Genomic DNA, 22,856 nt, shown 5'->3' with positions numbered 1-22,856 from the left:
ACGGTTTCGCAACGTGCTGTGAAAAGAATGGGGCGGGCCGTCACGCCCGCCCCACAGAAGGCTCTTGATCGACCGGCCCCGGCGATCAGGCCACCGGCTGCACGCGCCAGATGTCCTTGGCGTAGGAGTGTATGGACCGGTCCGACGAGAACCCGCCCATGTTGGCGACGTTGACAATGGCTTTGCGCATCCAGGCATCCTGGTCGGCGTACACGGCCTCCACCTGCGCCTGCGTCTCGATGTAGCTTTGGTAGTCGGCCATCAGGAAGAAGTGGTCGCCGCCCGACAGCAGAGTGTCGCGGATGGGCAGGTAGCGGTCCGGGTCGTCGGCGTTGAAGAAGCCGCCGGCGATCATGTCCACCGCGTTGCGCAGGGCCTCGTTGGTGTCGTAGTACTCCCGCGGATGATACCCGCCGGCGCGCATGTCGCCCACTTCGTCGGCGGTCTTGCCGAAGATGAAGATGTTGTCATCGCCGACCGCGTTCTTGATCTCGATGTTCGCCCCGTCCAGCGTGCCGATCGTCAGGGCGCCGTTCAGCGCGAACTTCATGTTGCCCGTGCCCGAGGCTTCCGTGCCGGCGGTCGAAATCTGTTCCGACAGGTCGGTGCCGGGGATGATGATCTCGGCCGCCGAGACGTTGTAGTTGGGCACGAAGGCCACCTTCAGCCGGTCGCGGATGGACCGGTCGTGGTTGATGACCATCGCCACGTCGTTGATGAGGCGGATGATCAGCTTGGCCATGAAGTAGCCCGGCGCCGCCTTGCCGCCGAAGGTGACGGCGCGCGGAATGCGGTCCCCGCCCCGGCCGTTGCGCAGGTCGTTGTACAGCGTGATGACGTGCAGCACGTTCAGAAGCTGGCGCTTGTATTCGTGCATGCGCTTGATCTGCGTGTCGAACATCATGTCCGGCGCGATCTCGAAGCCGGTGCGGTCGCGCACCATGCCGGCGAAACGCTGCTTGTTGGCCCGCTTGATGGCGGCGAAACGCTCGCGGAAGGCCGAATCGTCCGCCAGCGGCTCCAGGTCCTTCAGCCTGGACAGGTCCGTCTTCCAGCCCTCGCCGATGGCCTCGGTGATCAGGTCCGCCAGCGGCCGGTTGGCCTGCAGCAGCCAGCGGCGCTGGGTGACGCCGTTGGTGACGTTGACGAACTTGTCCGGCTCCATGCGGTTGAAGTCGGCGAAGACGTGGGCGCGCATCAGGTCGGTGTGCAGCGCCGCGACGCCGTTGACCCGGCGCGAGCCCACCACGCACAGGTGCGCCATGCGCACGCGCCGGCCGGCGTCGTCGATCAGCGACATGCGGCTCAGCACGTCGGGCTGGCCGGGGAAGGCGTACTTCACCTGCTGAAGGAAGTCGAAGTTGATCTTGTAGATCAGGTCCAGGTGGCGCGGCAGCACCGCCTCCAGCATGGCGATGGGCCAGGTTTCCAGGGCTTCCGGCAGCAGGGTGTGGTTGGTGTAGTTGAACACCTCCCGCGTCAGGTCCCAGGCCTTCTGGAAATCATAGTCGTAGTGGTCGATCAGCAGGCGCATCAGCTCGGGCACCGCAAGGCTCGGGTGCGTGTCGTTGAGCTGGATGGTGACCTTCTCGGGCAGGGTATCCAGGCTTGCGTGCTTGCGGTGGTGGCGCGCGATGATGTCCTGCAACGAGGCGCTGACGAAGAAGTACTCCTGCATCAGCCGCAGTTCCTGGCCCATCAGCGTGGTGTCCATGGGGTAGAGCACCTTGGACAGGTTCTCGCTGATGGTCTTGTCCTTGACGGCGTCGATGTAGTTGCCTTCGTTGAAGTAGCGCAGGTCGAAGTCGCGCGTCGCGCGCGCCGACCACAGGCGCAGCTTCACCACCTTGCCCGAGCCGTAGCCCGGCACCGGCACGTCGTAGGCCATGGCGATGACGTCGGTGGTGTCCACCCACTGGGTCACCGTCTCGCCGGTCTCGTTCTTGAAGTGGGTCAGGCGGCCGCGAAAGCGCACCGGATAGATGACGTTGGGACGCTCGAACTCCCACGGATTGCCGTAGCGCAGCCAGGTTTCCGGGTGTTCCACCTGCTGGCCGCCCTCCACCCGCTGGGTGAACATGCCGAACTCGTACCGGATGCCGTAGCCGAAGCCGGGGTAGCCGTGGGTCGCCATGCTGTCCAGGTAGCAGGCCGCCAGCCGGCCCAGGCCGCCGTTGCCCAGCGCCGCGTCGTACTCGAACTCCTGGATGGCCTCCAGGCTCTGGCCCATGTCCTTCAGCGCCTCGGCGACGCGGTCGTGGACGCCCAGGTCGTAGAGGTGCTTCAGCAGCGACCGCCCCGTCAGGTATTCCATGGACAGGTAGTAGACCCGCCGGGCGTCGGCGTCGTACTGGGCGCGGGCCGTGGCGAGGTATTCCTCCGACAGCCGCCCGCGCACCAGTTGCGCCAGGGCATAGAGCCAGTCGCGCTGGCTGGCGAAGTCCGGGTCCACGCCCACGCTGTGGACCATGAAGCTCCGGAGCTGATCCTTGATGGCCTCCACGCTGCTCAGGTCGATCGCGGGTGCGGTTGCCGCCGCGGCCTGGTTCGCCGTCTGGTCCATGTCTCTCTTTCCCCGATGGTCTTGGGTCTGCGCGTCGTGTGACAACGTCTTCGCGCGCCGGATTGTCGCGTGTCTCGTGCGGCTGTTTCCCGTCAGCCGGAGCCCCGCAGGGTCTCGAACAGGGCCTTGTACTGCTCCGCTGCCCGGCGCCAGCCGAAGTCCCGCTCCATGCCGCGGCGCTGAGCCTCCGGCCAGGCGGGATGGCCCCACAGGTCGAAGGCGCGGTCGACGGCGCCGATCAGGCCGGCGGTGGAGGCCTCGTCGAAGACGAAGCCGGTGCCGTCGGCCGGATGCTCGGCGACGTCCACGACCGTGTCGGCCAGGCCGCCCGTGCGCCGCACCAACGGCAGAGTACCGTAGCGCAAAGCGTACATCTGCGTAAGCCCGCAGGGCTCGAACCGCGAGGGCACCAGGAACACGTCGGCGCCCGCCTGGACGCGGTGGGCGCGGCCCTCGTCATAGCCGATCCAGGTGCCGACGTTGCCGGGATGGGCGCCGCCCAGGCCGTAGATGGCGCTCTCCAGCCAGGCATCGCCCGAGCCCAGCAGCACAACCTGGCCGCCGCGGCCCAGGATGTGGTCGACGGCGCCCAGCACCAGGTCGATGCCCTTCTGCTCCGAGAACCGCGAGACCAGGCCGAACACCGGTGCCTCCGCCCGCTCCGCCAGGCCGAATTCCCGTTGCAGGGCGGCCTTGCAGGCGGCCTTGCCCGACAGGTCGCCGACCGAATAGCCGGCCGGCAGCAGGTGGTCGCGCGCCGGGTCCCACTGCGCATAGTCGACGCCGTTGAGGATGCCCGTCAGATCGCCGGCGCGCGCCCGCAGCAGGCCGTCGAGCCCGCGCCCGCCATCGGGGTGCTTGATCTCCTCGGCGTAGGTGGGGCTGACCGTGGTGATGCGGTCGGCGTAGTAGCATCCCGCCTTGAGCGTGCTGACGTGGCCGTGGAACTCCAGCCCGTGCATGTCGAAACAGTGCGGCGGCAGGCCGATCTGGTCGAGGATGTCCTGACCGAAAATGCCCTGGAACTGGATGTTGTGGATGGAGAACACCGTCGCCGCGCCCGGTCCGTCCGTCAGCGCCATGTAGGCGGGTACAAGGCCCGTCTGCCAGTCGTTGCAGAGGATCACGTCCGCCTGCCAGCCGGCCGGGCTCTTGGGCGTGCCCAGTTGCGCGGCCACCTTCGACAGCAGGGCGAAGCGCAGGTAGTTGTCGGGGTGGTCGTGCCCCCATTCGTTCAGATACGGACCGCCCTCGCGGTGGTAGAGCGACGGGCAGTCCACCAGCCAGACCGCGATGTCGGTGCCCGGCATGCGGCCCTCGATCAGGCGCACGTGATGGGCCGCCAGAACCTCGCCCAGCTCCACCACCGCGCGCCATTCGCCGATCTTGTCCTTCACCGCCGGATAGCCCGGCAGGATCACCCGCGCCTCCACGCCCAGTTCCGCCAGCGCGCCCGGCAGGGCCCCGGCCACGTCGGCCAGCCCTCCGGTCTTGATGAGCGGGTAGACCTCGGAAGCGGCGATGAGAACGCGCATGGAATGTCCTGTCTCATGGTGGGCAGCGGCGGCCGGCCGGAGCGGCCGTCGGGTGGCGGGCGGAAACGATCGGGTAATTCATGGCATTTCGCAAGGCGAGGCAATACCCGAATAATGACATTTCCCTTGCGGTTTTCGCCCGGCGGGTGCGGGTAACCCACTGGATATACGGCCGTCATGGACCTTCGGATAGAGTTGGACTGTTTCACCCTCCTGTAATTGATCCTCGCCCGGCGGCCGTGCAAAAGTCCTTTCCGATCGTGGGGATGCGCGGGCCGGTCGCGGGGAACGGCCGCCAACGACGGAGACGATGGATGGACCAGATGGACGTGGCCTACGACCTGAACCGCGCGCTCAAGGGCACGCTGGCGCTGGTTCTGGCCGGCGGGCGCGGATCGCGGCTGATGGCGCTGACCGACGACGAGGCCAAGCCCGCCGTGCCGTTCGCCGGCAAGTTCCGCATCGTGGACTTTCCGCTGTCCAACTGCATCAACTCCGGCATCCGGCGCATCGCCGTGCCGACCCAGTACAAGGCCCACACGCTGATCCGCCACATCCAGCGCGGCTGGTCGTTCTTCCGCGCGGAAATCAACGAGTTCGTGGAGCTGTGGCCGGCCCAGCAGCAGACCCGCGACGAGGCGTGGTATCGGGGCACCGCCGACGCCGTCTACCAGAACCTCGACACCATCCGCGCCCACGACCCGGACTACATCCTCATCCTGGCCGGCGACCACGTCTACCGCCAGGACTACAGCCGCATGCTGGCCCACCACCTGGAAAGCGGCGCCGACGTCACCGTTTCCTGCGTGGAAGTGCCGCTGGAGCAGGCGAAGGGCTTCGGCGTGGTCGACGCCGACGCCGACGACAACATCGTCGGCTTCCTGGAAAAGCCCGCCGACCCGCCGCACATGCCCGGCGACCCGACGCGGGCCTTTGCCTCCATGGGCATCTACATCTTCAACCGGCCATTCCTGGAGGACCTGCTGGAGGCCGACGCCGCCGACGCGACCTCGGCGCATGACTTCGGCAAGAACATCATCCCTGGGCTGATCGGCCGCTGCAAGCTGATCGCCCACCGCCTGTCGGACAGCGCGGTGCGCTCCACCCCCGACGCCGAGCCCTACTGGCGCGACGTGGGCACGGTCGACGCCTACTGGGAAGCCAACCTGGACCTGGTGAACGTCACCCCGGAACTGGACCTCTACGACCAGGGCTGGCCCATCTGGACCTATCAGGAGCAGCTGCCCAGCGCCAAGTTCGTCTTCGACAACGAGGACCGGCGCGGCATGGCCGTCGACAGCCTGGTCTCGGGCGGCTGCATCATCTCGGGCGCGACGGTGCGGGGCTCGCTGCTGTTCTCCAACGTGCGGGTGAATAGCTACTCCACCGTGGAGCATACGGTCGTCCTGCCGGGCACCGACATCGGCCGCAACTGCCGCATCCGCAACGCCATCATCGGCAACAACTGCCGCGTGCCGGAAGGCTTGGTCGTGGGCGAGGACCGGGCGCTCGACGCGCGGCGGTTCCACGTGACGGAACGGGGCGTGACGCTGATCACCCAGCGGATGCTGGAGGCGCTGGACAGCCCGGCGCCGAGGTCAGTGGAGCCGGCCTGACGGCCGATGGTGATGCGAAGGAGGCGACGGCCTCCCTCGCGCTCCCTCGGGGAGTTGGGGTAGCGTGGGTGGCTGGTAGCGGTGCGCGCGCCCGGCTTTTGCCAGGGGAACGGGTTTTGTAATGCATTGTTCCAGAACCCAAAAATACCCGTCATTCCTGCGAAAGCAGGAATCCACATACGGTGTCAACCGCCGGCCTCTATCTCTTCATCCCGCCAGATCATCGTAAAGATCGCGCCATTCCGGATTACCTTCCTCGATCAAGTCAATCTTCCAGGCGCGCTTTCACTTCCTGAGCTGCTTCTCACGCAAGATCGCGCTTTCCATCGTGTCGTGGAACTCGACGTACACGAGGCGGTGAAGGCCGTAGGTGGCGGAGAACTCTGGAACAGCAGCCGATTTATGCTCCCAGACCCGCTTCAAGACGTCCGACGTCACACCAATGTAGAGGGTGCCGTTCGGACGACAGGCGAGGATATAGACGCAGGGGGCGCTTCAAGGGTGGAGGCTTTCGCTCAGCGGGGGCGCGGCAGGATGGTAAGCATCGTATGTGGATTCCTGCTTTCGCAGGAATGACGGACAGTTTTACACGTTAAAACAATAGCTTAAAAACACACCACCGACCAAAAGCTGGCATTCACACCCCGACGCAGCCATCAGCACGCCTCGAAACTCCGCAAAAACTGGGAGGTTTGGAGGGCTGCGCCCTCCAAGCGGGTGCGGGCGGCAGCCCGCTCGGCGATAGCCGAAGGAGAGAGACAGGCGGCAGCCCGCTCGGCGTCAGCCGAAAAGGTCCTCAGCCGAAGCTACCCTCGCGGTCCGTTCGCTCATACAGCCGGGCGATGAGCGCGTCGAACACCGGGTCCACACCGCGCGGGAAATCCGTCCGCCGGCGCGTGTCCTCTTTCCCGACGCCGTTCTCCCGCCACGCCCGGCCGCCGGAGATGGCGTTTTGCATGAAGCCCTGGAAGTTGTCGCAGGCCTTGGCGAAGCGGGCCTCCGCCGTCTCGCGAGCCTCGAATTCCTCCCACAGCGCGCGGAAGCGGGTCCCCATGTCCTCGGGCAGCGTGCCGAAGATCTTGTCGGCGGCGGCCTGCTCGCGCTCTTCCTGGCCCTCGATGGCGGCGTCATCGTAGGCATACGTATCGCCGGCCTCGATCTCCACCAGGTCGTGGACCAGGATCATGGACAGCGCGTGCCCCAGGTCCACGTCCGCCCTGTTCTCAAGCTCCCCGTGCAGCAGCAGCGCCACCAGCGCCATGTGCCAGGTGTGTTCCGCGTCGTTTTCCCGGCGCGTCGCCCCGGTCACATAGCCGCGCCGCTCCACGAACTTGAAGCGGTCGGCCAGTTCCAGGAAATCGAGGATCTGCTGTGCGCGGTCGCCGGGCACGGTCAGGCGTGCTCCTTGGTCTTGTGGAACTTGAGCGCCGGGAAGTCCTCGCCGGCGCGGTCCAGGTGCCAGGCGTTGCGGGCCAGGAACACCAGGTCGCCGTCGTGGTCCTCGGCGAGCGCCTGGTTGTAGCTGTCCTGGAACTTCTTGAACGCCTGCGCGTCCTCGCAGCTCACCCAGCGGGCGGTGTAGAGCGTCGTCGGCTCGAACCGCACCGGCACGTCGTACTCGGTGCGGATGCGGTCGGCCAGCACGTCGAACTGCAGCGAACCGACGACGCCGACGATCCAGTCCGACCCGAAGCGCGGCTTGAAGACGCGCGCCGCCCCTTCCTCGGCGATCTGCCACAGGGCGCGGCCCAGGTGCTTCGCCTTCAGCGGGTCTTCCGGGCGCACCTTCTGGAGCATTTCCGGCGCGAACGACGGGATGCCGGTGAAGCGCAGGTCCTCGCCTTCCGTCAGGGCATCGCCGATGCGCAGGTTGCCGTGGTTGGGCACGCCGATGATGTCGCCGGCGAAGGCCTCTTCCGCCAGTTCGCGGTCCTGGGCCAGGAACATGACGGGGTTGTGCATGTTCACCTGCTTGCCCGAGCGCACGTGTTTCAGCTTCATGCCGCGCTTGAAGTGGCCCGAGCACATGCGCATGAAGGCGATGCGGTCGCGGTGCTTGGGGTCCATGTTCGCCTGGATCTTGAACACGAAGCCCGACACCTTGTCCTCGTCCGGCGCGACCGTGCGGCCGGCGGTGGGCTGCGGGCGCGGCGGCGGGGCGACCTCGCCCAGCGCCTGAAGCATCTCGCGCACGCCGAAATTATTGACCGCCGAGCCGAAGAAGACCGGCGTCATGGTGCCGGCGCGATAGGCCTCCATGTCGAACTCGGGGCACAGGCCGCGCGCCATTTCCACTTCCTCGCGCAGCTTGTCCACCGCCCAGGACGGCAGCATCCTGTCCAGCTTGGGGTCGTCCAGGCCCGAGCAGCTTTCGCCCTCGTCGGGCATTTCGCCCTTGCTGCGCTCCATGAGCACCAGGCGGTCCTTGAACAGGTCGTAGACGCCCAGGAAGTTCTTGCCCATGCCGATGGGCCAGCTTCCCGGCGTGACGTCCAGCGCCAGCGATTGCTCGATCTCGTCGAGGATGTCGAAGGGGTCGCGGGCCTCGCGGTCCATCTTGTTGACGAAGGTCATGATGGGCACGTCGCGCAGGCGGCAGACCTCGAACAGCTTGCGGGTCTGTTCCTCGATGCCCTTGGCGGCGTCGATGACCATGACCGCGCTGTCCACCGCCGTCAGCACGCGATAGGTGTCTTCGGAAAAGTCCTCGTGGCCCGGCGTATCCAGCAGGTTGAAGGTGTGGTCCTGGTAGTCGAAGGTCATCACCGACGACGCGACGGAGATGCCGCGCTCGCGCTCCACCTTCATCCAGTCGGAATGCGCCCGGCGCTGCTCGCCGCGGGCCTTGACAGCGCCGGCCAGCTGAATGGCGCCGCCGAACAGCAGAAGCTTTTCGGTCAGCGTCGTCTTACCGGCGTCGGGGTGCGAGATGATGGCGAAGGTACGCCGGCGAGCGACGTTGCTGTCCAGGCTGGTCATGGATGCGGGGACTCTGCGGATGAGGCTGTTCGATTGGCCGTGTGCGTAGCAGAACACGGCCGCCCGCACAAGCCGGCGCCCCGTGCAGGCCGCCGCCGCGCGGGCCGCTGATCCGCCATATGGGGCGCCGCCCGCGATGGCGAAAGGACCGGACCCGCCGCCTAGCCCGTCCGGGCCTCGCTGACCGACAGCTTCAGGTCCGCCAGCAGGTCGTACAGCGCCTCCACCTTGTCGCGCGGGATCTGGCGCATCAGTTCGTCGATCCACTCGCTGTGCGCCGGCGCGACCGTGTGGAAGACGTGCCATCCCTGTTCCGACAGCCGCACCACCAGGGCCCGGCGGTCGCGCGGGTTGACCTCGCGCACCAGGAGGCCCTCGCGCACCAACCGGTCGACCAGCGCCGTCACGTTGCCGTTGGTGACCATCAGGCGGCGGGAGATGTCGCCCATGACCAGCCCGTCAGGCGCCCGCGCCAGCACCGCCAGCAGATCGAACTGCGGCAGCGTCACGGTTGCCGAGTCGCGCAGGCGCACGCGGATTTCCCGCTCCATCAGGTTGCAGCACGTAATCAGTCGCAACCACGTGCGCAGCTCCAGGCGGTCGTCCTCTCGGGCGTCCGTTTCGTAATCCTGCATCGTTGCCCCATGCCAAGCTTCCGGCACAACATTATACGAATGGTCGATAGTGTAAACTGCATAATACAGGCGAGGCGTGTTTTCATGGACTGCCAAAACCCGCGGTAACCTTGAGTTTCTCAGACGAATCGCATGGGTAAGGGCTGTAAAGGCCTCTATCCATTTGAATAGGTACCGCAGGAGGCCGCTGCGACTTGCCGCAGCGTACCGCCCTGGTCCTTTTACTGTTCAACCACCCGATAGGATCAGTCGATGCTTGAACCGCCTCGCCGGCTCTATCTGCACGCGACGCGACTCGGGCGCCATCGGGGTTTTCTTGGGCGCGGAAATGGGCCATGGTCTGCCCGCCGCCGCGCCGGCATTGATCCAGGCCGCCGCCCGGCCCGTTTTCTCATCGAGACCCGCCGCGAAAGGACGTTCCCGCATGACCCTGCCCATGAGAGCGCAGCCCTTCGACACCCGCGATTACCGCCGCGCGCTCGGCCAGTTTGCCACCGGCGTGTGCGTCGTGACCACGCGCGACGCCGACGGCCATCCGCAGGGCTTGACGGTCAACTCCTTCTCCTCGGTGTCCCTGGACCCGCCGCTGGTGCTGTGGAGCCTGACCACCGACAGTGCCATCCTGCCCGCCTTCCAGCACGCCGGCCACTTTGCCGTCAACGTCCTGGCCTCCGACCAGATGGACGTGTCCAACCGCTTCGCCTCGCCGGGCGAGCGCTTCCAGGGCCTGGACTGGGAAAGCGGCCACGCGGACCTGCCGCTGCTGTCCGGCTGCCTCGCCAACTTCGAGTGCAAGACCGTCGCCACCCACCCCGGCGGCGATCACCTCATCTTCATCGGCGAGGTCATGCGCTACGACGCCCGCCCCGGCGAGCCGCTGATCTACTCCGGCGGCCGCTACGCGGTGGCGGAGCCGCACCCCGGCTTCGACTGATACGGGGCGCCTCGCCTTCATGACGGTAAAGTGTCACGCAGCCGTGACTGCACCGGCGGCCGCGGACGTGGCAGACTGTCGGCCAGATCGAACCCCAACGACAGGGCCCCATCCATGACCGACCACGACGCCGCCCGCGCTTCCGTCCGCGCCGCCTATGCCCGCGCCGCAGGCGCCGATTCCGCGCCCGCCCCGACCGAACCCGCCTCCGGTGGCTGCTGCGGCCCGGCCCCGACGGCCGCCGCCGACGCCAAGCCCGCCGCCTCGGGCTGCTGCGGCGAGCAGGCCGCACCCGAGCTGGCTCGCATCGCCGCCGAGCGCCTGGGATATGGCGCCGAGGACCTGGGCGCGCTGTCGGAGGGCGCCAACCTGGGCCTGGGCTGCGGCAACCCGACGGCCATCGCGGCCCTCGAACCCGGCCAGACGGTGGTCGACCTGGGCAGCGGCGGCGGCTTCGACTGCTTCCTCGCCGCCCGCGCCGTGGGACCCGAAGGCCGCGTCATCGGCATCGACATGACGCCCGAGATGCTGTCCAAGGCGCGCACCAATGCCCGCAAGCTGGGCCTGGCGCAGGTGGAGTTCCGCCTGGGCGAGATCGAGGCCCTGCCGGTGGCCGACGGCACGGTGGACGTCATCCTGTCCAACTGCGTCGTCAACCTGTCGCCGGACAAGCCGCGGGTGCTGCGCGAATGCTTCCGCATCCTGCGCCCCGGCGGTCGCCTCCAGATCAGCGACACGGTGGCCGTCAAGCCCCTGCCCGAGGCCTGGACCACCGACGAACACATGATGTGCGGCTGCATGGGCGGCGCCGCCCTGGTGACCGACCTGGAGCGCTGGCTGACGGAAGCCGGCTTCGCCGAGGTGTCGGTGGCCGTGAAGGAAGACAGCCGCGACATCATCGCCGACTGGGCGCCGGGCACGGGCGTCGAGGACTATGTCCTCAGCGCCGACATCACGGCGGTGAAGGCCTGACGGCCATAACAGTGCGAGGGAGGCGACGGCTTTCTTCACCTTCGGCGGCATAGCAAAGGGGGGCGGGCAGACGGTGTGCGTGCCCCCCTGCTGTCGCAGGGGCGACGATTAGCGTTCTGGTTTGGTTATCTTTCTGGCCGTCATTCCCGCGAAAGAGGCTGTAAAGAAACCGGTGAATGCTCCCCCGACGGGCGCGCAGCAGGATGGTTGGCAGCGGAGGTGGATTCCTTCTTTCGCAGGAATGACGAGTAATTTTTCCACCAACAATAAGCTAAGAATTCCGTCGCCCCTGAGAAAGCAGGGGCCCACCGGCGCCGTTGGCCACCCTTGCGGCACCTCTGGTGGCAGCCGGCCGATTTCTTGGCACCCTCGAAAGCAGGAAGCCACAGACGCTGCCAGGTATCCTGCCGCGCTTTCTCCGGCAAACGTCCACCGATTTCCTTACAGCTTGGAAGCCGATGTCCACCTGCGGTGTAAGCCGCCCTGCCGCCCTCCTCACACCGTCGCCCGCCCTTGCACCATCGCACCCCACCGCGGGAGCGCGCGGAGGGCCGGGCCTTCCTTGAAGACCTTGGGCGCGGGCCCGCCTATTTCACCGGGCAGGGATCGTTCCCCTCCCCCGGTGTCGGGGCCGAGGGGATGCGGGCGCGGATGGTGCCGGCGCGGCGCTGCAGGTAGGAGGTCGGGTCCGCCGGCGACCACTGCAGGGGTCCCGGCAGCACGGCGGCCAGCAGGCTGGCCTCGCGCCGGGTCAGGTCCGCCGCCGGTTTGCCGAAATAGCGCTGTGCCGCCGCCTCGGCGCCGTAGAGGCCGGGGCCCCACTCGATGACATTCAGGTAGACCTCCATGATCCGCTTCTTGGACCATCCGGCCTCGATCCAGGGCGTCAGGTAGGCTTCCAGCACCTTGCGGACAGGGTCGCGACCGGCCCACAGGAACACGTTGCGCGCCGTCTGCATGGAGATGGTCGACGCACCCCGGATGCCCTCGCCCGACCGCCACTCGCGGAAGGCGTTGCGGATTTCGCGGAAGTCGAAGCCCCAGTGGGCGCAGAACTGGGCGTCCTCGGCGGCGATGACGGCGCGGATCAACTCGGGGCTCATGTCCTCAAGCGGCGTCCACTCGCGGGTCATGCCGTGGCCTTGGGCGATGCGCTGGACCTGCAGCGGCGTGATCCATACGGGCACGTAGCGATGGAAGGCCACCTGCACCGCCGGCAGGACCAGCACGATCAGCAAAAGCGCCGCCAGGACGCGCCTGAACCAGCCGCCGCCTCCGCCGTCCCCACGCGCACGCCCGCCGCCGCGCACAAAGATGCGGCGGCGGGGCAGCGTTTCCTCGGGGGGACCGGCGGGGCGTCCGACCATAGGGCGGCTGGCGGCGGGACGTCCGGGTTTACAGGCGCTCGACCACCAGGGCGATGCCCTGGCCGCCGCCGATGCACATGGTCACCAGGCCGTAGCGGCCGCCGGTGCGGTGCAGTTCGTACAGCGCCTTGACCGTGATGATCGCACCGGTCGCGCCGACCGGGTGGCCCAGCGCGACGGCGCCGCCGTTGGGGTTCACCTTTTCGGCGGGCAGGCCGAGTTCCTTGGACACCGCGCAGGCCTGCGCGGCGAAGGCCTCGTTGCTCTCGATCACGTCCAGGTCGTCCACCGTCAGGCCGGCGCGCTCCAGCGCCTGGGGCACGGCGCGGATGGGGCCGATGCCCATGACCTCGGGGTCGACGCCCGCATGACCGTAGGAGACGATGCGGCCCAGGGGCTTGTAGCCCTTGGCCTCGGCGGCGGCGGCCTCCATCAGCACCAGGGCGGCGGCGCCGTCGTTGATGCCGCTGGCGTTGCCGGCGGTCACCGTGCCGTCCTTCTTGAACACGGCGCGCAGCTTGCCCATGCCCTCGGGCGTGGCGTCGGCGCGGACGTGCTCGTCGGTGTCGAACTGGGTGGTGCCCTTGCGGGACTTCAGCTCGACGGGGACGATCTGGTCCTTGAAGCGGCCGGCCTCGATGGCGGCGGCGGCGCGCTTGTGGCTCTCGGCGGCGAAGGCGTCCTGCTGCTCACGCGAGATGCCGTGGCGCTCGGCCACGTTCTCGGCCGTGATGCCCATGTGGCCGTGGCCGAAGGGGTCGGACAGGGCGCCCACCATGGCGTCGACCACCGCGGCGTTGCCCATCTTCTGGCCGAAGCGGGCCGCCGGCAGCATATAGGCCGCGCGGCTCATGCTTTCCGCCCCGCCGGCGACGGCGACGTCGGCATCGCCCAGCTTGATGAGCTGCACGGCCGAGACGATGGCCTGCACGCCCGATCCGCACAGGCGGTTGAGCGTCATGGCCGGCGCCTCGTTGGGAATCCCGGCCTCCACGGCGGCGACGCGCGAGAGGTACATGTCGCGGGGCTCGCCATGGATGACGTTGCCCATGACCGTGTGCTGGACCTGGGACGCCTCGATGCCGGCGCGCTTGATGGCCTCCTTGATGACGGTGGCGCCCAGGGTGGTGGCGGGGACGTCCTTCAGGCTTCCGCCGTAATCGCCGATGGCGGTGCGCACGCCGCTGAGAATGACGACATCACGGGTCTGGGACATGGGGTTCCTCTCTTGGCGGTTGTGCGGCCCGGCGGCGGTTCGGTCGGGCCGCCAGAGCCCGCGGGGGGAACGAAGCGAAGGGCGGAGCGTCTAGGGCCGTCGCACCTCGTGGGCGCGGCCGTTGATGCGCAGGTATTCCGCCAGGGCGGGGTCCTGCTCGGCGACAATGTCGTGGTGGCGGGCCATGGCCTCCACCAGCTTGCCGCCGCGGCCGAGCTTTTCGTCGGCGATGGCGCACAGCAGCCCGTTGGGCCAGCTGCGCGGACGGATCTGGCGCAGGTGCTCGAAGGCCTCTTCCTCGCGGCCCGGGTTGAACTGGGTCATGAGGATGGCCGCCGTGGCGGTGGAGCGCGAGACGCCGGCGTGACAGTGGATCAGCAGGTGGTCGACGTGGCTGTCGCGCAGGCGCTCGCCCAGTTCCAGGATCCGGTCGACGGCAGCCTCGTCGGGCATCACCGCGCCGTCCACCGGCGTCACGTGGTCGTCGAAGCGCCAGACCACGCGGGTGTGCTCGGGATAAATCTCGAACACCTCGGGGTCGGGGTGGTCGGGGTCGATGATGGTGACCACGTGGCTGACGCCCTTTTCGGAAAAGGCCACCAGCTCACGCAGGCCGCAGATGGAGATGGGATAGGGCACCAGATCGGTGCGCAGGAGGTCGCCGCAGGCCGTGGCGCGGGCGGAGGAAGCGGAGCCGGAGCGGGTCTGGTCGGTCGTCATCACACCACGTTCAGTTCTCGCACCGGCCGGTTGGCCGGGATGCGGTCGTAGGAAAAGGCCGACAGGTCAAGGCTGACCCAGCGGCCGTGCACGATCCACTCGGCAATGCCGCGCCCCACGGCAGGGGCCTGTTGCAGGCCGTGGCCGCTGAAGCCGTTTGCGAACAGCAGGTTCCGCGCGTCGGGATGCGGGCCCAGGATGGCATTGTGGTCCAGGGTGTTGACCTCGTACAAGCCCGCCCAGGCGCCAACCTGCTTGATCGCCTCGAAGGCGGGAACGCGGTGCGCGAGGATGGGCCAGATATGGTCATCGAACAGGGGGTAATCAACGTCGAGCGCCAGCGTGTCCGGGTCGTCGGCCTCGTCGGGGGAGACGCCGCAGATGAAGCGGTCTCCCTCCGGCCGCACGTAGACGCCCGAGGGGTCGACCATCAGCGGCAGGCCGGGCACCGGCTCGCGGCAGTCGAAGACGAAGACGCAGCGCCGCCGCGGCCGCACGGGAAGCTCCACCCCCGCCAGCGCCGCCACGTCGCCCGCGCGCGCCCCGGCGGCGTTGACCACCGTGCCGCAGGCGATGCGCCCGCCCGACCGGGTGAGGACGGCCGCAACGTCGCCCGTGCCGCCGCCCGCGCGGTCGAAGCCCGTCACCTCGTCGTCCACATAGGTCACGCCCAGCGACCGGGCCTTTTTGCGGAAGCCCTGGAGCAGCGCATAGGCGTCGAACCACCCCTCCCCGCTCAGGCCGAGCGTGCCGGCACAGACGTCGTCGGTGGTCAGCCAGGGGAAGCGGGCCTTGAGGTCGGCGGGTTCCAGCCAGGCGATGTCGGCCCCGGCGGCGGTCTGCAGGGCGTGGTTGCGCTCCAGGATGCCGCGCGTGTCTGGGGTGGCGAGGAACAGGTATCCGCCCTCCACCAGCGACAGCGCCGGGCCGTCGTCGCCGTCTACCGCCAGCCGCTCGGCCGCCTCGCGCAGGAAGCGGATGCCGTAGAGCGACATGGCGATGTTCTCGGGCACGCTGAACTGCTGGCGGATGGATGCCGCCGACAGGGCCGTGGAGCTTTCACGATAGCTCGGGTCGCGCTCGATGACCGTGACCGATCCGCCGAAGCCGGAGTCGCTCGCCAGGAAATAGGCGATGGCACTGCCGATGATCCCGCCGCCGACGATGACGACGTCGCTGGACGACGGCGGGCTTCCGGTGATCTTCGGCGGCGCGGCGGCGGCGGACATTCGGTCTCCCTGGTCTGGCGGCGGGCCGTTTTATGAAGATTTTATCGACGTTTTATCGTCGTTGTGCCCGCGTTGTGTCGAAAGGCTGCGAAGGGTATCCGATCAGCCCTCTTCATCCTGGTCATCGGCGGCCCGGCTGTCCAGGTATTCATCTATGAGGTCATAGATCACCGGCGCTGCTTCTTCGTCGCTGACGGCCAGGTTGGCCGTTTCGCCGAAGATGTTGAGGACATAGCCACGGGCGGCGCAGACTTTCTCCAGCGCGGCGACGAAGGGAATGATGACCTCGTCGTTCAGGCTTTCGGCGGTCTGGCACTGTTCCATGCGGGCGAGAAGGTCGCGGTGCAGCGCGTCGGGGCGCTTTGCCATGGGATGAACATCTCCTTGAGGACGGCTCGGGTTTGCGCGGCCGCAGTCTAGCCGCCTTGACCGCGCGACGGAACCGCCTTGACGCGGCCAACCTGGGCGTGCAGAAAGACGCAACGATTCACGCAGAGGACGGCGGCCTCCATGGGGATTTCCAGCTTCGCGGACCTGATCTCTCCGATGACGCCGGAGACCTTCTTTTCCCGGCACCAGGGCCGGCGCTGGGTGCACATCCCGGGCGCGGCGGACAAGTTCCGCGACGTCATGTCGTGGCCACGGCTGCAGGCATTGCTGGACATGACCGGCATCTGGTCGTCGGAGACCATGGTGGTCAAGGACGCGACGCGCACGGTGCCGCCGCAGGCCTACTGCACGCCCGAGACGGACCGCCGCAACCAGCAGGTGCTCCAGCCCGATCCCTCCAAGGTGATGGAGCTGGTGCGCGCCGGATGCTCCCTCGGCCTCAACCGGCTGGACACGCTGGACGCCGGCCTGCGGGCGGTGGGCGCGGCGCTGGAGGACGCCCTGGCCGGGAAGGCGCAGGCGAACCTGTACTATTCGCGCCGCAGCAACCAGGCCTTCGGCGTTCACAGCGACAGCCACGACGTCTTCGCCCTGCACTGCGAAGGCGAAAAGGAGTGGCATCTCTACGAAGGCGTCGACCCCGACCCCATCAACCATCCCGCCTTCAAGAAGCTGCCGCTGGAGGAACGCCGGCGCCGCGCGGGCGGCGTGGCGGAAACCCTGGTCATGAAGCCGGGCGACCTGCTCTACATTCCGCGCGGGCATTACCATGACGCGCTGTGCCGCACGGACGACTGCGTGCATGTCGCCTACGGCGTCACCCAGGTGATCGGCATGGACCTGCTGACCCTGCTGATGAACCGCGCCCCCGCCGACGCCGCCTTCCGCCGCGCCCTGCCCCACCCGGAGGCGGAGGACTACGACAGCGCCCTGGCCGCGCAACTTGCGGACCTGGGCGACCGGCTGAAGGCCATGGCGTCCGATGCCGAAAGCCGGGCCTTTCTGCGCCAGTACCAGACGGAACACTTCCGCACCCGCCGCGGCGGCTACGGCTTTCCGGTCACCGGCCCCACGGCGCAGGAACAGGCGCAGGCCGCCCGGGCCAGGGCGAACGCCGGTAACGCCCGCAGCCCCGGCACCGCCAAGCCGCTGCCCGCACAAGCCCGCGCGGCGATCATGGGGGCGGTGAAACCGCGGTGAGCCCCAGCTTGCGAGCGACGCCATCGGCCGCGCGCAGGGCGGTGGCGAAGGTGCCCTGCAGCAGGTAGCCGCCCGTCGGCGCCTCCCAGTCCAGCATCTCGCCGGCGACGAAGACGCCCGGCAACGCCGCCAGTTCCAGCGTCGCCGGGTCCACCGCGTCGAACCGCACTCCGCCGGCCGAGGAGATGGCCCGCTCCAGCCCCGCCGTTGCCGTCAGCCGCAGCGGCAGGGCCTTGAGCGCAACGGCAAGGCGGGCGGGATCGGCGCGCGTGGCGTCATCCGTGACCTCGTGCACCAGGGCCACCATCACCGGCGTGAACTTCAACGCCGCCTTGAGGTGCGCGGCCAGCGACCTGCCGCCCCGCCGCGCCGCCAGACGCTCCGCCACGGCCGCTTCCGCCAGATCGGGCTTGAGATCCAGGTGCGCCACCGCCGCCCCGTCGGCCTCCAGCGCATCGCGGAGCGGAGCTGACAGCGCGTAGACGATGCCGCCCTCGATGCCGGCCGCCGTCACCACCATTTCGCCTTTCACCGTCCGGCTGCCGCAGGTCAGGGCGACGTTCTTGAGGGGCGCCCCGGCGTGGCGGTCGCGCAGGAAGGCGCTCCACGCCACCCGAAACCCGCAGTTGCTGGGGCGGAAGGGCGCCATCGCGACGCCCCGGTCCGCCAGCAGCGGCGCCCAGGCACCGTCGGAGCCCAGCCGCGGCCAAGACGCCCCGCCCAGCGCCAGCAGGACGGCGTCGAACACCTCGTCCCGTGCGCCGGCCGGCCCCTCCACCGCCAGCACCGTCGCGCCGCCATGGCCGAAGCCGGTCCAGCGGTGGCGGGTTCGGAGTGTCACGCCCAGGCTTGCCAGTCGCCGCAGCCACGCGCGCACCAGCACGCTCGCCTTGAAGCTGTCGGGGAAGACGCGGCCCGAGGTCCCGATGAAGGTGTCGATGCCAAGGCCCTTGCACCACGCCCTGAGAGCATCGGGCGGAAATTCGGCCAGCACGGCGGCGAACCACGCGGACTGAGGGCCGTAGCGGGTGCAGAAGCGCTCCAGCGGCTCGGAATGCGTCAGGTTCAGGCCGCCGCGTCCGGCCATCAGCAGCTTGCGGGCGGGCGACGGCTTGGCCTCGAACACCGTGACGGCCGCTCCGCGCGCGGCCAGCAGCTCGGCGGCGAACAGCCCCGCGGGGCCGGCACCGACGATGCCGATGCGCGGGGCGGAGGGGGACGGGACGGCGGGCTCGGACGGGCTCATGGCCTTCCTTTATCCGGCGCGGGCGGGGCAACGCAAGGGCGCTCGCCTTCGTTGACGGGGACAGAGCTTCTACACGCATCCACAGACAATGGAGGTCACATGAGCGACCACGTCTACAGCAAGACCGAGGTCGTCGGCTCCTCGAAGACGTCCATCGACGACGCCATCCGCAACGCCATCAAGACGGCCAGCAAGTCCATCCGCAACACCGAGTGGTTCGAGGTTTCGGAACTGCGCGGCCACATCGTCGATGGCGACGTCGGACACTTCCAGGTTACGGTGAAGATCGGCTTCCGCTACGAGAAGGACTGATCCCGCCATGACAGCCGCCGCCGGCGCCGCCGCCTTCCTGCTGGTCTGGACCTACATGACCGGCCCCGACGGCGCGCCGATGGGCGGCGACCTGACCATGCAGCCCATGGCGAGCATGGACCAGTGCGAGACCGTCGGCCGCGCGACGCAGGTCTGGCTCCAGGGGCACTTCACCGACGGCGCCTCGTGGACCTGCGTGCCGGCCGATCCTCCCCCTGCCCCCGAGCATACTCCGGAAACCCAGGCCGGAGACGACGGCCCCGCTGCCGATTAGGCCGGCCGGCGCGCCTACTCGTCCAGGAACGGCCCGTCGCTCAGCCGCGCCCGCTCCATCACCTGCTCGGCCGTCAGATCGACCAGCAGGCGGCGCGGAATCGGTTCAACGGTGATGTCGTCGGCCTCGATGGTCACATGGCGGTCGCCGATGTCCAGCAGGCCGAAGAATTCCGCCTCCACCCGCAACAGCCGGCCGTCGAGCGTGGTCAGGGCGGCCTCCACGTCGCCTTCCGTGCCGTCCACCGTGATGATGTCCCACGCCTCCAGGTCCCCCGCCGTCACGCCCTCGGGCGCGTCGGCCGCGTCCGACGCGTCTTCATCCGTCTGGGCGGCGGCCTGTCGGCGCTTGGCGGGTTCGGGAGACTCGGCAGGTTTTTCGGCCTCTTGCGGCGCCGAATCCGCCGGTTCGGCCGCCGGCTGGGACTCAGGTGAGGCGGCGTCCGCCTCGGCCGCTTGCCGGGCGTCAGCCGACGGTGCGGTGTTCGTTCCCGGTGCCTGCCCGGCCGTCGCGTCTCCGGCAGCCGTCGCGTCGGCCTCTTGCGTCCCTTCCTCCCGGGCGTCCTCCTCCGCGGCTGTCTTCCGCACCCGCCGGCGATAGGCCTCCCAGGCCTCTTGCGGCAGCAGCATGGCGGAGATGCCGTGGATCACGCTGTCACCGGCCTGGATGTCGCCGATGACAACCTGCGCGGCCTCGCCCCGCACCGGCCGGCCGGGCGTGTAGAGAGTCAGGCGGCGGCCTTCCCAGGCGACGTCGATGCGCTCGTCGGCAAGGGTGTGCACCATCTCGGGCAGGGAGTCGGAGGGATAGGCCGCGCCGGGCACCAGATGGCGGCGGACCAGCGTCCGCAGGGCGTCGGGCTCGCCCCGCAGGATCTCCGCCGCCGCCGCCTCAGGCAGGCGGTCGAAGGCGCCGTCGGTGGGTGCGAAAAGGGTGTAGGGCCCGCCGGTTACCAGCGCGTCCGCCATGCCGGCGCCCTCAACGATCCCGGCGAAGCGGTCGAAGCGATCGTCGGCGCGGAGCGTCTCAAGCAAGTCGGCTCCCGCCGCCGGGCCGGACGCGGCCATCGACAGAACGACGGCCGATGATGCGGCGGCGACGGCACGGCGATGACTGGGGCTGCGCGGCATGGCGGGCTCCTCTGCTTTCCGTGGAATGGGGATGCAACGGCCCGTTGCGGCCCGGGGTTGGCGCCGCCGTGCGCGTTACCAACCCCCGCCTCTTTGTTTTTTTCTGTCTGCTTGGTCAAACGGAAGATGCAGGCGGGCTTTTCTGTTGTTCCATGAAATTCTCTTAAACGATCCGTGCGCGTAAATAAAAGTTTTACTTTTTATTGTAATCCCTCGAAACCCTTGATAAACGCGCCGGTTGCTGCTAAGTTGGTAGATAACAATCCTTCCGGGCTTCACATTACCGGCCTCCCGGTAATGCGTCAGCCTGCGTCTCTTTATGCCTAATCCATGAGGCATTCTCATATGACCGAAAAACTGGTCGTCAAAAATCTTTACAAGATATTTGGCCCCTCCCCCGACGAAGCGCTCAAGATGGCCCAGGACGGTGTGTCCAAGGCCGACATCTTCGAGCGCACGGGCAACACGGTAGGCGTCAACGACGCCAGCTTCAGCGTCAACAAGGGCGAAATCTTCGTCGTCATGGGCCTGTCGGGCTCGGGCAAGTCGACGCTGGTGCGCCTGCTCAATCGCCTGATCGAACCCACGGCCGGCGAGGTGGTGGTGGACGGGCACGACATCGCCAAGCTGTCGCAGGAAGAACTGCGCAACCTGCGCCGCCGCGACATGAGCATGGTGTTCCAGTCGTTCGCCCTGCTGCCCCACATCACCGTCATCGACAACGCCGCCTTCGGCCTGGAACTGGCTGGCGTCCCGCGCGAGGAACGCCACGAGCGGGCGCTGACGGCGCTGGACCAGGTGGGGCTGAAGGCCAATGCCCACAGCTATCCGTCGGAACTGTCCGGCGGCATGCAGCAGCGCGTGGGTCTTGCCCGCGCGCTGGCGGCGGAGCCGTCCATCATGCTGATGGACGAGGCGTTCTCTGCCCTCGACCCGCTGATCCGCACGGAAATGCAGGACGAACTGATCAAGCTCCAGGCCGACAGCGACCGCACCGTGATCTTCATCTCGCACGACCTGGACGAGGCCATGCGCATCGGCGACCGCATCGCCATCATGGAAGGCGGTCGCGTGGTCCAGGTGGGCACGCCCGATGAAATCCTGCGCAACCCGGCCGACGACTACGTCCGCAGCTTCTTCCGCGGCGTTGACGTTTCCAAGGTGCTGACCGCCCGCGACATCGCCCGGAAAGAGCAGGTGACGGTCATCGACCGCGCCGACATGGGCGTGCGCACGGCGCTGAAGCGGCTGGAAGACTACGACCGCGAGTACGGCTTCGTCATCGACAAGCAGATGAAGTACCACGGCTGCGTCACCGTGGAGTCGCTGCGGGTCGCGCTCAAGGAGCAGGACGAGCCGCGCTTCTCCAATGCCTACCTGCGCATCGTGGAACCGGTGAACGCCGACACCATGCTGACCGACCTGCTGGGAGCGGTGGCCGAAAGCCCCATCGCCATTCCCGTGGTGGACGACAACGGCAAGTACCTGGGCGCCATCTCCAAGGCGCGCCTCTTGCGCACGCTGGACCGGGAGGGCTGATCCATGGCCGAAGGCAACACGCTTCTCAATCCGTTCGAGGATGCCGTCATTCCGCTCGGCGACTGGGTGGAGACGGGCCTCGACTGGCTTGTCGACAACTTCCGCCCCGTCTTCCAGGCCATCCGCTGGCCGGTCGACGGCGTGCTGACGGGCATCGACGGCCTGCTGAACGGCATTCCCGCTCTGGCCATGCTGGCGATCATCGGCCTGATCGGCTGGCAGATCGCCGGCGGCCGCATGGGGATCGCCGCCGTCGTGTCCATGACCATCGTCGGCCTGATCGGCGCCTGGTCGGAGGCCATGACCACGCTCGCGCTGGTGCTGACCAGCGTGTTCTTCTGCATCCTGATCGGGGTGCCGACGGGCATCTGGCTGGCCCGCAGCGACAAGGCCCAGATGGCCCTGCGTCCGGTGCTGGACGCCATGCAGACCCTGCCGGCGTTCGTGTACCTGGTGCCCATCGTCATGCTGTTCGGCATCGGCAACGTGCCGGGCGTGGTGGTGACCATCATCTTCGCCCTGCCGCCGCTGATCCGCCTGACCAACCTGGGCATCCGGCAGGTGCCGGGCGACGTCATCGAGGCCGCCAACAGCTTCGGGGCCAGTCCGCGCCAGCTTCTGTTCAAGGTCCAGCTGCCGCTGGCCATGCGCACCATCATGGCCGGCGTCAACCAGACGCTGATGCTGGCGCTTTCCATGGTGGTCATCGCCTCCATGATCGGCGTCGTCGGCCTGGGCCAGATGGTGCTGCGCGGCATCGGCCGCCTGGACATGGGCCTGGCGACCATCGGCGGCGTCGGCATCGTCATCCTGGCGATCATCATCGACCGTTTCACCCAGGCGCTCGGCACCTCCCAGCGGGAGAAGGCCGGCGCCACCTGGCGGGACCGCGGGCCGGCGCGTTTCATCTTCGGCCAGAAGAGGGCGCGCGTCGCCGGCGACGCGGCTGAAAAGCGCGAGACCACCTGATCCCGCGCCCGGCGCACCCGCCATTTGCAT

General features: G+C 68.2%; 21 protein-coding genes. 8 read left to right on the top strand and 13 right to left on the bottom strand.

Translation table 11 applies throughout. The features are described from left to right. Positions 1-85 precede the first annotated feature (85 nt). Together C882_RS15480 and glgA are read right to left on the bottom strand one after the other, a co-directional pair. Positions 86-2,563: a glycogen/starch/alpha-glucan phosphorylase gene (locus tag C882_RS15480; protein WP_009541583.1), complete on the bottom strand. Its 2,478-nt coding sequence runs from the start codon at positions 2,561-2,563 to the stop codon at positions 86-88. 92 nt (positions 2,564-2,655) lie between these two features. Further along, positions 2,656-4,098 carry a glycogen synthase GlgA gene (gene glgA / locus C882_RS15475; RefSeq protein WP_009541582.1) on the bottom strand — a complete coding sequence of 481 codons (1,443 nt, stop codon included), beginning with the start codon at positions 4,096-4,098 and terminating at the stop codon, positions 2,656-2,658. 314 nt (positions 4,099-4,412) lie between these two features. Here glgA and glgC point away from each other — a divergent pair, with 314 nt between their 5' ends. Further along, on the top strand, positions 4,413-5,714 hold the full coding sequence (glgC, locus tag C882_RS15470) for a glucose-1-phosphate adenylyltransferase (RefSeq protein ID WP_009541580.1): 1,302 nt from the start codon (positions 4,413-4,415) through the stop codon (positions 5,712-5,714). Between the two features lie 285 nt (positions 5,715-5,999). Here the strand turns inward: glgC and C882_RS25525 are convergent, their stop codons facing one another. The 4 genes from C882_RS25525 to C882_RS15450 form a co-directional block, all read right to left on the bottom strand. Beyond that, a complete protein-coding gene (locus tag C882_RS25525; RefSeq protein ID WP_268870317.1) occupies positions 6,000-6,191 on the bottom strand; it encodes a GIY-YIG nuclease family protein in 192 nt (63 codons plus the stop codon). Positions 6,192-6,510: 319 nt separating this feature from the next. After that, positions 6,511-7,104 (bottom strand): HD domain-containing protein, encoded by a 594-nt coding sequence (locus tag C882_RS25075; protein WP_009541579.1) that lies wholly within the window; start codon positions 7,102-7,104, stop codon positions 6,511-6,513. 2 nt (positions 7,105-7,106) lie between these two features. Then, positions 7,107-8,693, bottom strand: a complete 1,587-nt coding sequence (locus C882_RS15455) for a peptide chain release factor 3 (protein ID WP_009541578.1) — start codon at positions 8,691-8,693, stop codon at positions 7,107-7,109. Positions 8,694-8,854: 161 nt separating this feature from the next. Next, positions 8,855-9,328: a MarR family winged helix-turn-helix transcriptional regulator gene (locus tag C882_RS15450; RefSeq protein WP_009541577.1), complete on the bottom strand. Its 474-nt coding sequence runs from the start codon at positions 9,326-9,328 to the stop codon at positions 8,855-8,857. A gap of 424 nt (positions 9,329-9,752) precedes the next feature. On the opposite strand from C882_RS15450, the gene C882_RS15445 reads away from it, so the two are divergent. Next, the gene (locus C882_RS15445; RefSeq protein WP_009541576.1) at positions 9,753-10,262 is read left to right on the top strand and encodes a flavin reductase family protein; all 510 of its coding nucleotides are present in this window, start codon (positions 9,753-9,755) and stop codon (positions 10,260-10,262) included. A 114-nt stretch (positions 10,263-10,376) separates the two neighbouring features. Next, entirely contained in the window at positions 10,377-11,234 is an 858-nt protein-coding gene (arsM, locus tag C882_RS15440; protein ID WP_009541575.1) for an arsenite methyltransferase, read from the top strand. Between the two features lie 587 nt (positions 11,235-11,821). Here arsM and mtgA read toward each other — a convergent pair. The 5 genes from mtgA to C882_RS15415 form a co-directional block, all read right to left on the bottom strand. Then, positions 11,822-12,601 carry a monofunctional biosynthetic peptidoglycan transglycosylase gene (mtgA, locus tag C882_RS15435; protein WP_009541574.1) on the bottom strand — a complete coding sequence of 260 codons (780 nt, stop codon included), beginning with the start codon at positions 12,599-12,601 and terminating at the stop codon, positions 11,822-11,824. A 28-nt stretch (positions 12,602-12,629) separates the two neighbouring features. Further along, the gene (locus tag C882_RS15430) at positions 12,630-13,817 is read right to left on the bottom strand and encodes an acetyl-CoA C-acyltransferase family protein (RefSeq protein ID WP_009541573.1); all 1,188 of its coding nucleotides are present in this window, start codon (positions 13,815-13,817) and stop codon (positions 12,630-12,632) included. A gap of 90 nt (positions 13,818-13,907) precedes the next feature. Continuing rightward, positions 13,908-14,537: a tyrosine phosphatase family protein gene (locus C882_RS15425; protein WP_152415358.1), complete on the bottom strand. Its 630-nt coding sequence runs from the start codon at positions 14,535-14,537 to the stop codon at positions 13,908-13,910. After that, positions 14,537-15,766, bottom strand: coding sequence for an NAD(P)/FAD-dependent oxidoreductase (locus C882_RS15420; protein WP_009541571.1), 1,230 nt, complete (start codon positions 15,764-15,766; stop codon positions 14,537-14,539). Before C882_RS15420 ends, C882_RS15425 begins: the two co-directional genes overlap by 1 nt. Before the next feature lie 102 nt (positions 15,767-15,868). Next, positions 15,869-16,135 (bottom strand): hypothetical protein, encoded by a 267-nt coding sequence (locus C882_RS15415; protein WP_009541570.1) that lies wholly within the window; start codon positions 16,133-16,135, stop codon positions 15,869-15,871. 141 nt (positions 16,136-16,276) lie between these two features. Here C882_RS15415 and C882_RS23390 point away from each other — a divergent pair, with 141 nt between their 5' ends. Further along, positions 16,277-17,356 carry a JmjC domain-containing protein gene (locus C882_RS23390; protein WP_009541569.1) on the top strand — a complete coding sequence of 360 codons (1,080 nt, stop codon included), beginning with the start codon at positions 16,277-16,279 and terminating at the stop codon, positions 17,354-17,356. Here C882_RS23390 and C882_RS15405 read toward each other — a convergent pair. Further along, a complete protein-coding gene (locus C882_RS15405; RefSeq protein ID WP_009541568.1) occupies positions 17,331-18,602 on the bottom strand; it encodes a BaiN/RdsA family NAD(P)/FAD-dependent oxidoreductase in 1,272 nt (423 codons plus the stop codon). The two genes, C882_RS23390 and C882_RS15405, sit on opposite strands and share 26 nt — an antisense overlap. Positions 18,603-18,701: 99 nt before the next feature. Here C882_RS15405 and C882_RS15400 point away from each other — a divergent pair, with 99 nt between their 5' ends. Beyond that, positions 18,702-18,914, top strand: coding sequence for a dodecin (locus tag C882_RS15400; RefSeq protein ID WP_009541567.1), 213 nt, complete (start codon positions 18,702-18,704; stop codon positions 18,912-18,914). Positions 18,915-18,921: 7 nt separating this feature from the next. Next, positions 18,922-19,188: a hypothetical protein gene (locus C882_RS15395; RefSeq protein ID WP_009541566.1), complete on the top strand. Its 267-nt coding sequence runs from the start codon at positions 18,922-18,924 to the stop codon at positions 19,186-19,188. Positions 19,189-19,202: 14 nt separating this feature from the next. On the opposite strand, the gene C882_RS15390 is transcribed toward C882_RS15395, so the two are convergent. After that, positions 19,203-20,318, bottom strand: a complete 1,116-nt coding sequence (locus C882_RS15390) for a fasciclin domain-containing protein (RefSeq protein ID WP_009541565.1) — start codon at positions 20,316-20,318, stop codon at positions 19,203-19,205. 345 nt (positions 20,319-20,663) lie between these two features. Between C882_RS15390 and proV the strand changes: the two genes are divergently transcribed. Together proV and proW are read left to right on the top strand one after the other, a co-directional pair. Then, positions 20,664-21,857 (top strand): glycine betaine/L-proline ABC transporter ATP-binding protein ProV, encoded by a 1,194-nt coding sequence (gene proV / locus C882_RS15385; RefSeq protein ID WP_009541563.1) that lies wholly within the window; start codon positions 20,664-20,666, stop codon positions 21,855-21,857. 3 nt (positions 21,858-21,860) lie between these two features. Continuing rightward, positions 21,861-22,826, top strand: coding sequence for a glycine betaine/L-proline ABC transporter permease ProW (proW, locus tag C882_RS15380; RefSeq protein WP_009541562.1), 966 nt, complete (start codon positions 21,861-21,863; stop codon positions 22,824-22,826). Positions 22,827-22,856 lie beyond the last annotated feature (30 nt).

Source organism: Caenispirillum salinarum AK4, from assembly GCF_000315795.1.
Classification (GTDB): Bacteria; Pseudomonadota; Alphaproteobacteria; order Rhodospirillales; family Rhodospirillaceae; genus Caenispirillum; species Caenispirillum salinarum.
The sequence above is the reverse complement of the archived record's forward strand: the minus strand, read 5'-3'. Positions and strand labels throughout refer to the sequence as shown.

Bases quoted from the DNA above. Each gene is read 5' to 3' on its own strand.
- C882_RS15480 (WP_009541583.1), bottom strand. From the start codon at position 2,563: ATGGACCAGACGGCGAACCAGGCCGCGGCGGCAACCGCACCCGCGATC.
- glgA (WP_009541582.1), bottom strand. From the start codon at position 4,098: ATGCGCGTTCTCATCGCCGCTTCCGAGGTCTACCCGCTCATCAAGACC.
- glgC (WP_009541580.1), top strand. From the start codon at position 4,413: ATGGACCAGATGGACGTGGCCTACGACCTGAACCGCGCGCTCAAGGGC.
- C882_RS15455 (WP_009541578.1), bottom strand. From the start codon at position 8,693: ATGACCAGCCTGGACAGCAACGTCGCTCGCCGGCGTACCTTCGCCATC.
- C882_RS15450 (WP_009541577.1), bottom strand. From the start codon at position 9,328: ATGCAGGATTACGAAACGGACGCCCGAGAGGACGACCGCCTGGAGCTG.
- C882_RS15445 (WP_009541576.1), top strand. From the start codon at position 9,753: ATGACCCTGCCCATGAGAGCGCAGCCCTTCGACACCCGCGATTACCGC.
- arsM (WP_009541575.1), top strand. From the start codon at position 10,377: ATGACCGACCACGACGCCGCCCGCGCTTCCGTCCGCGCCGCCTATGCC.
- mtgA (WP_009541574.1), bottom strand. From the start codon at position 12,601: ATGGTCGGACGCCCCGCCGGTCCCCCCGAGGAAACGCTGCCCCGCCGC.
- C882_RS15430 (WP_009541573.1), bottom strand. From the start codon at position 13,817: ATGTCCCAGACCCGTGATGTCGTCATTCTCAGCGGCGTGCGCACCGCC.
- C882_RS15425 (WP_152415358.1), bottom strand. From the start codon at position 14,537: ATGACGACCGACCAGACCCGCTCCGGCTCCGCTTCCTCCGCCCGCGCC.
- C882_RS15420 (WP_009541571.1), bottom strand. From the start codon at position 15,766: ATGTCCGCCGCCGCCGCGCCGCCGAAGATCACCGGAAGCCCGCCGTCG.
- C882_RS15415 (WP_009541570.1), bottom strand. From the start codon at position 16,135: ATGGCAAAGCGCCCCGACGCGCTGCACCGCGACCTTCTCGCCCGCATG.
- C882_RS23390 (WP_009541569.1), top strand. From the start codon at position 16,277: ATGGGGATTTCCAGCTTCGCGGACCTGATCTCTCCGATGACGCCGGAG.
- C882_RS15405 (WP_009541568.1), bottom strand. From the start codon at position 18,602: ATGAGCCCGTCCGAGCCCGCCGTCCCGTCCCCCTCCGCCCCGCGCATC.
- C882_RS15400 (WP_009541567.1), top strand. From the start codon at position 18,702: ATGAGCGACCACGTCTACAGCAAGACCGAGGTCGTCGGCTCCTCGAAG.
- C882_RS15395 (WP_009541566.1), top strand. From the start codon at position 18,922: ATGACAGCCGCCGCCGGCGCCGCCGCCTTCCTGCTGGTCTGGACCTAC.
- C882_RS15390 (WP_009541565.1), bottom strand. From the start codon at position 20,318: ATGCCGCGCAGCCCCAGTCATCGCCGTGCCGTCGCCGCCGCATCATCG.
- proV (WP_009541563.1), top strand. From the start codon at position 20,664: ATGACCGAAAAACTGGTCGTCAAAAATCTTTACAAGATATTTGGCCCC.
- proW (WP_009541562.1), top strand. From the start codon at position 21,861: ATGGCCGAAGGCAACACGCTTCTCAATCCGTTCGAGGATGCCGTCATT.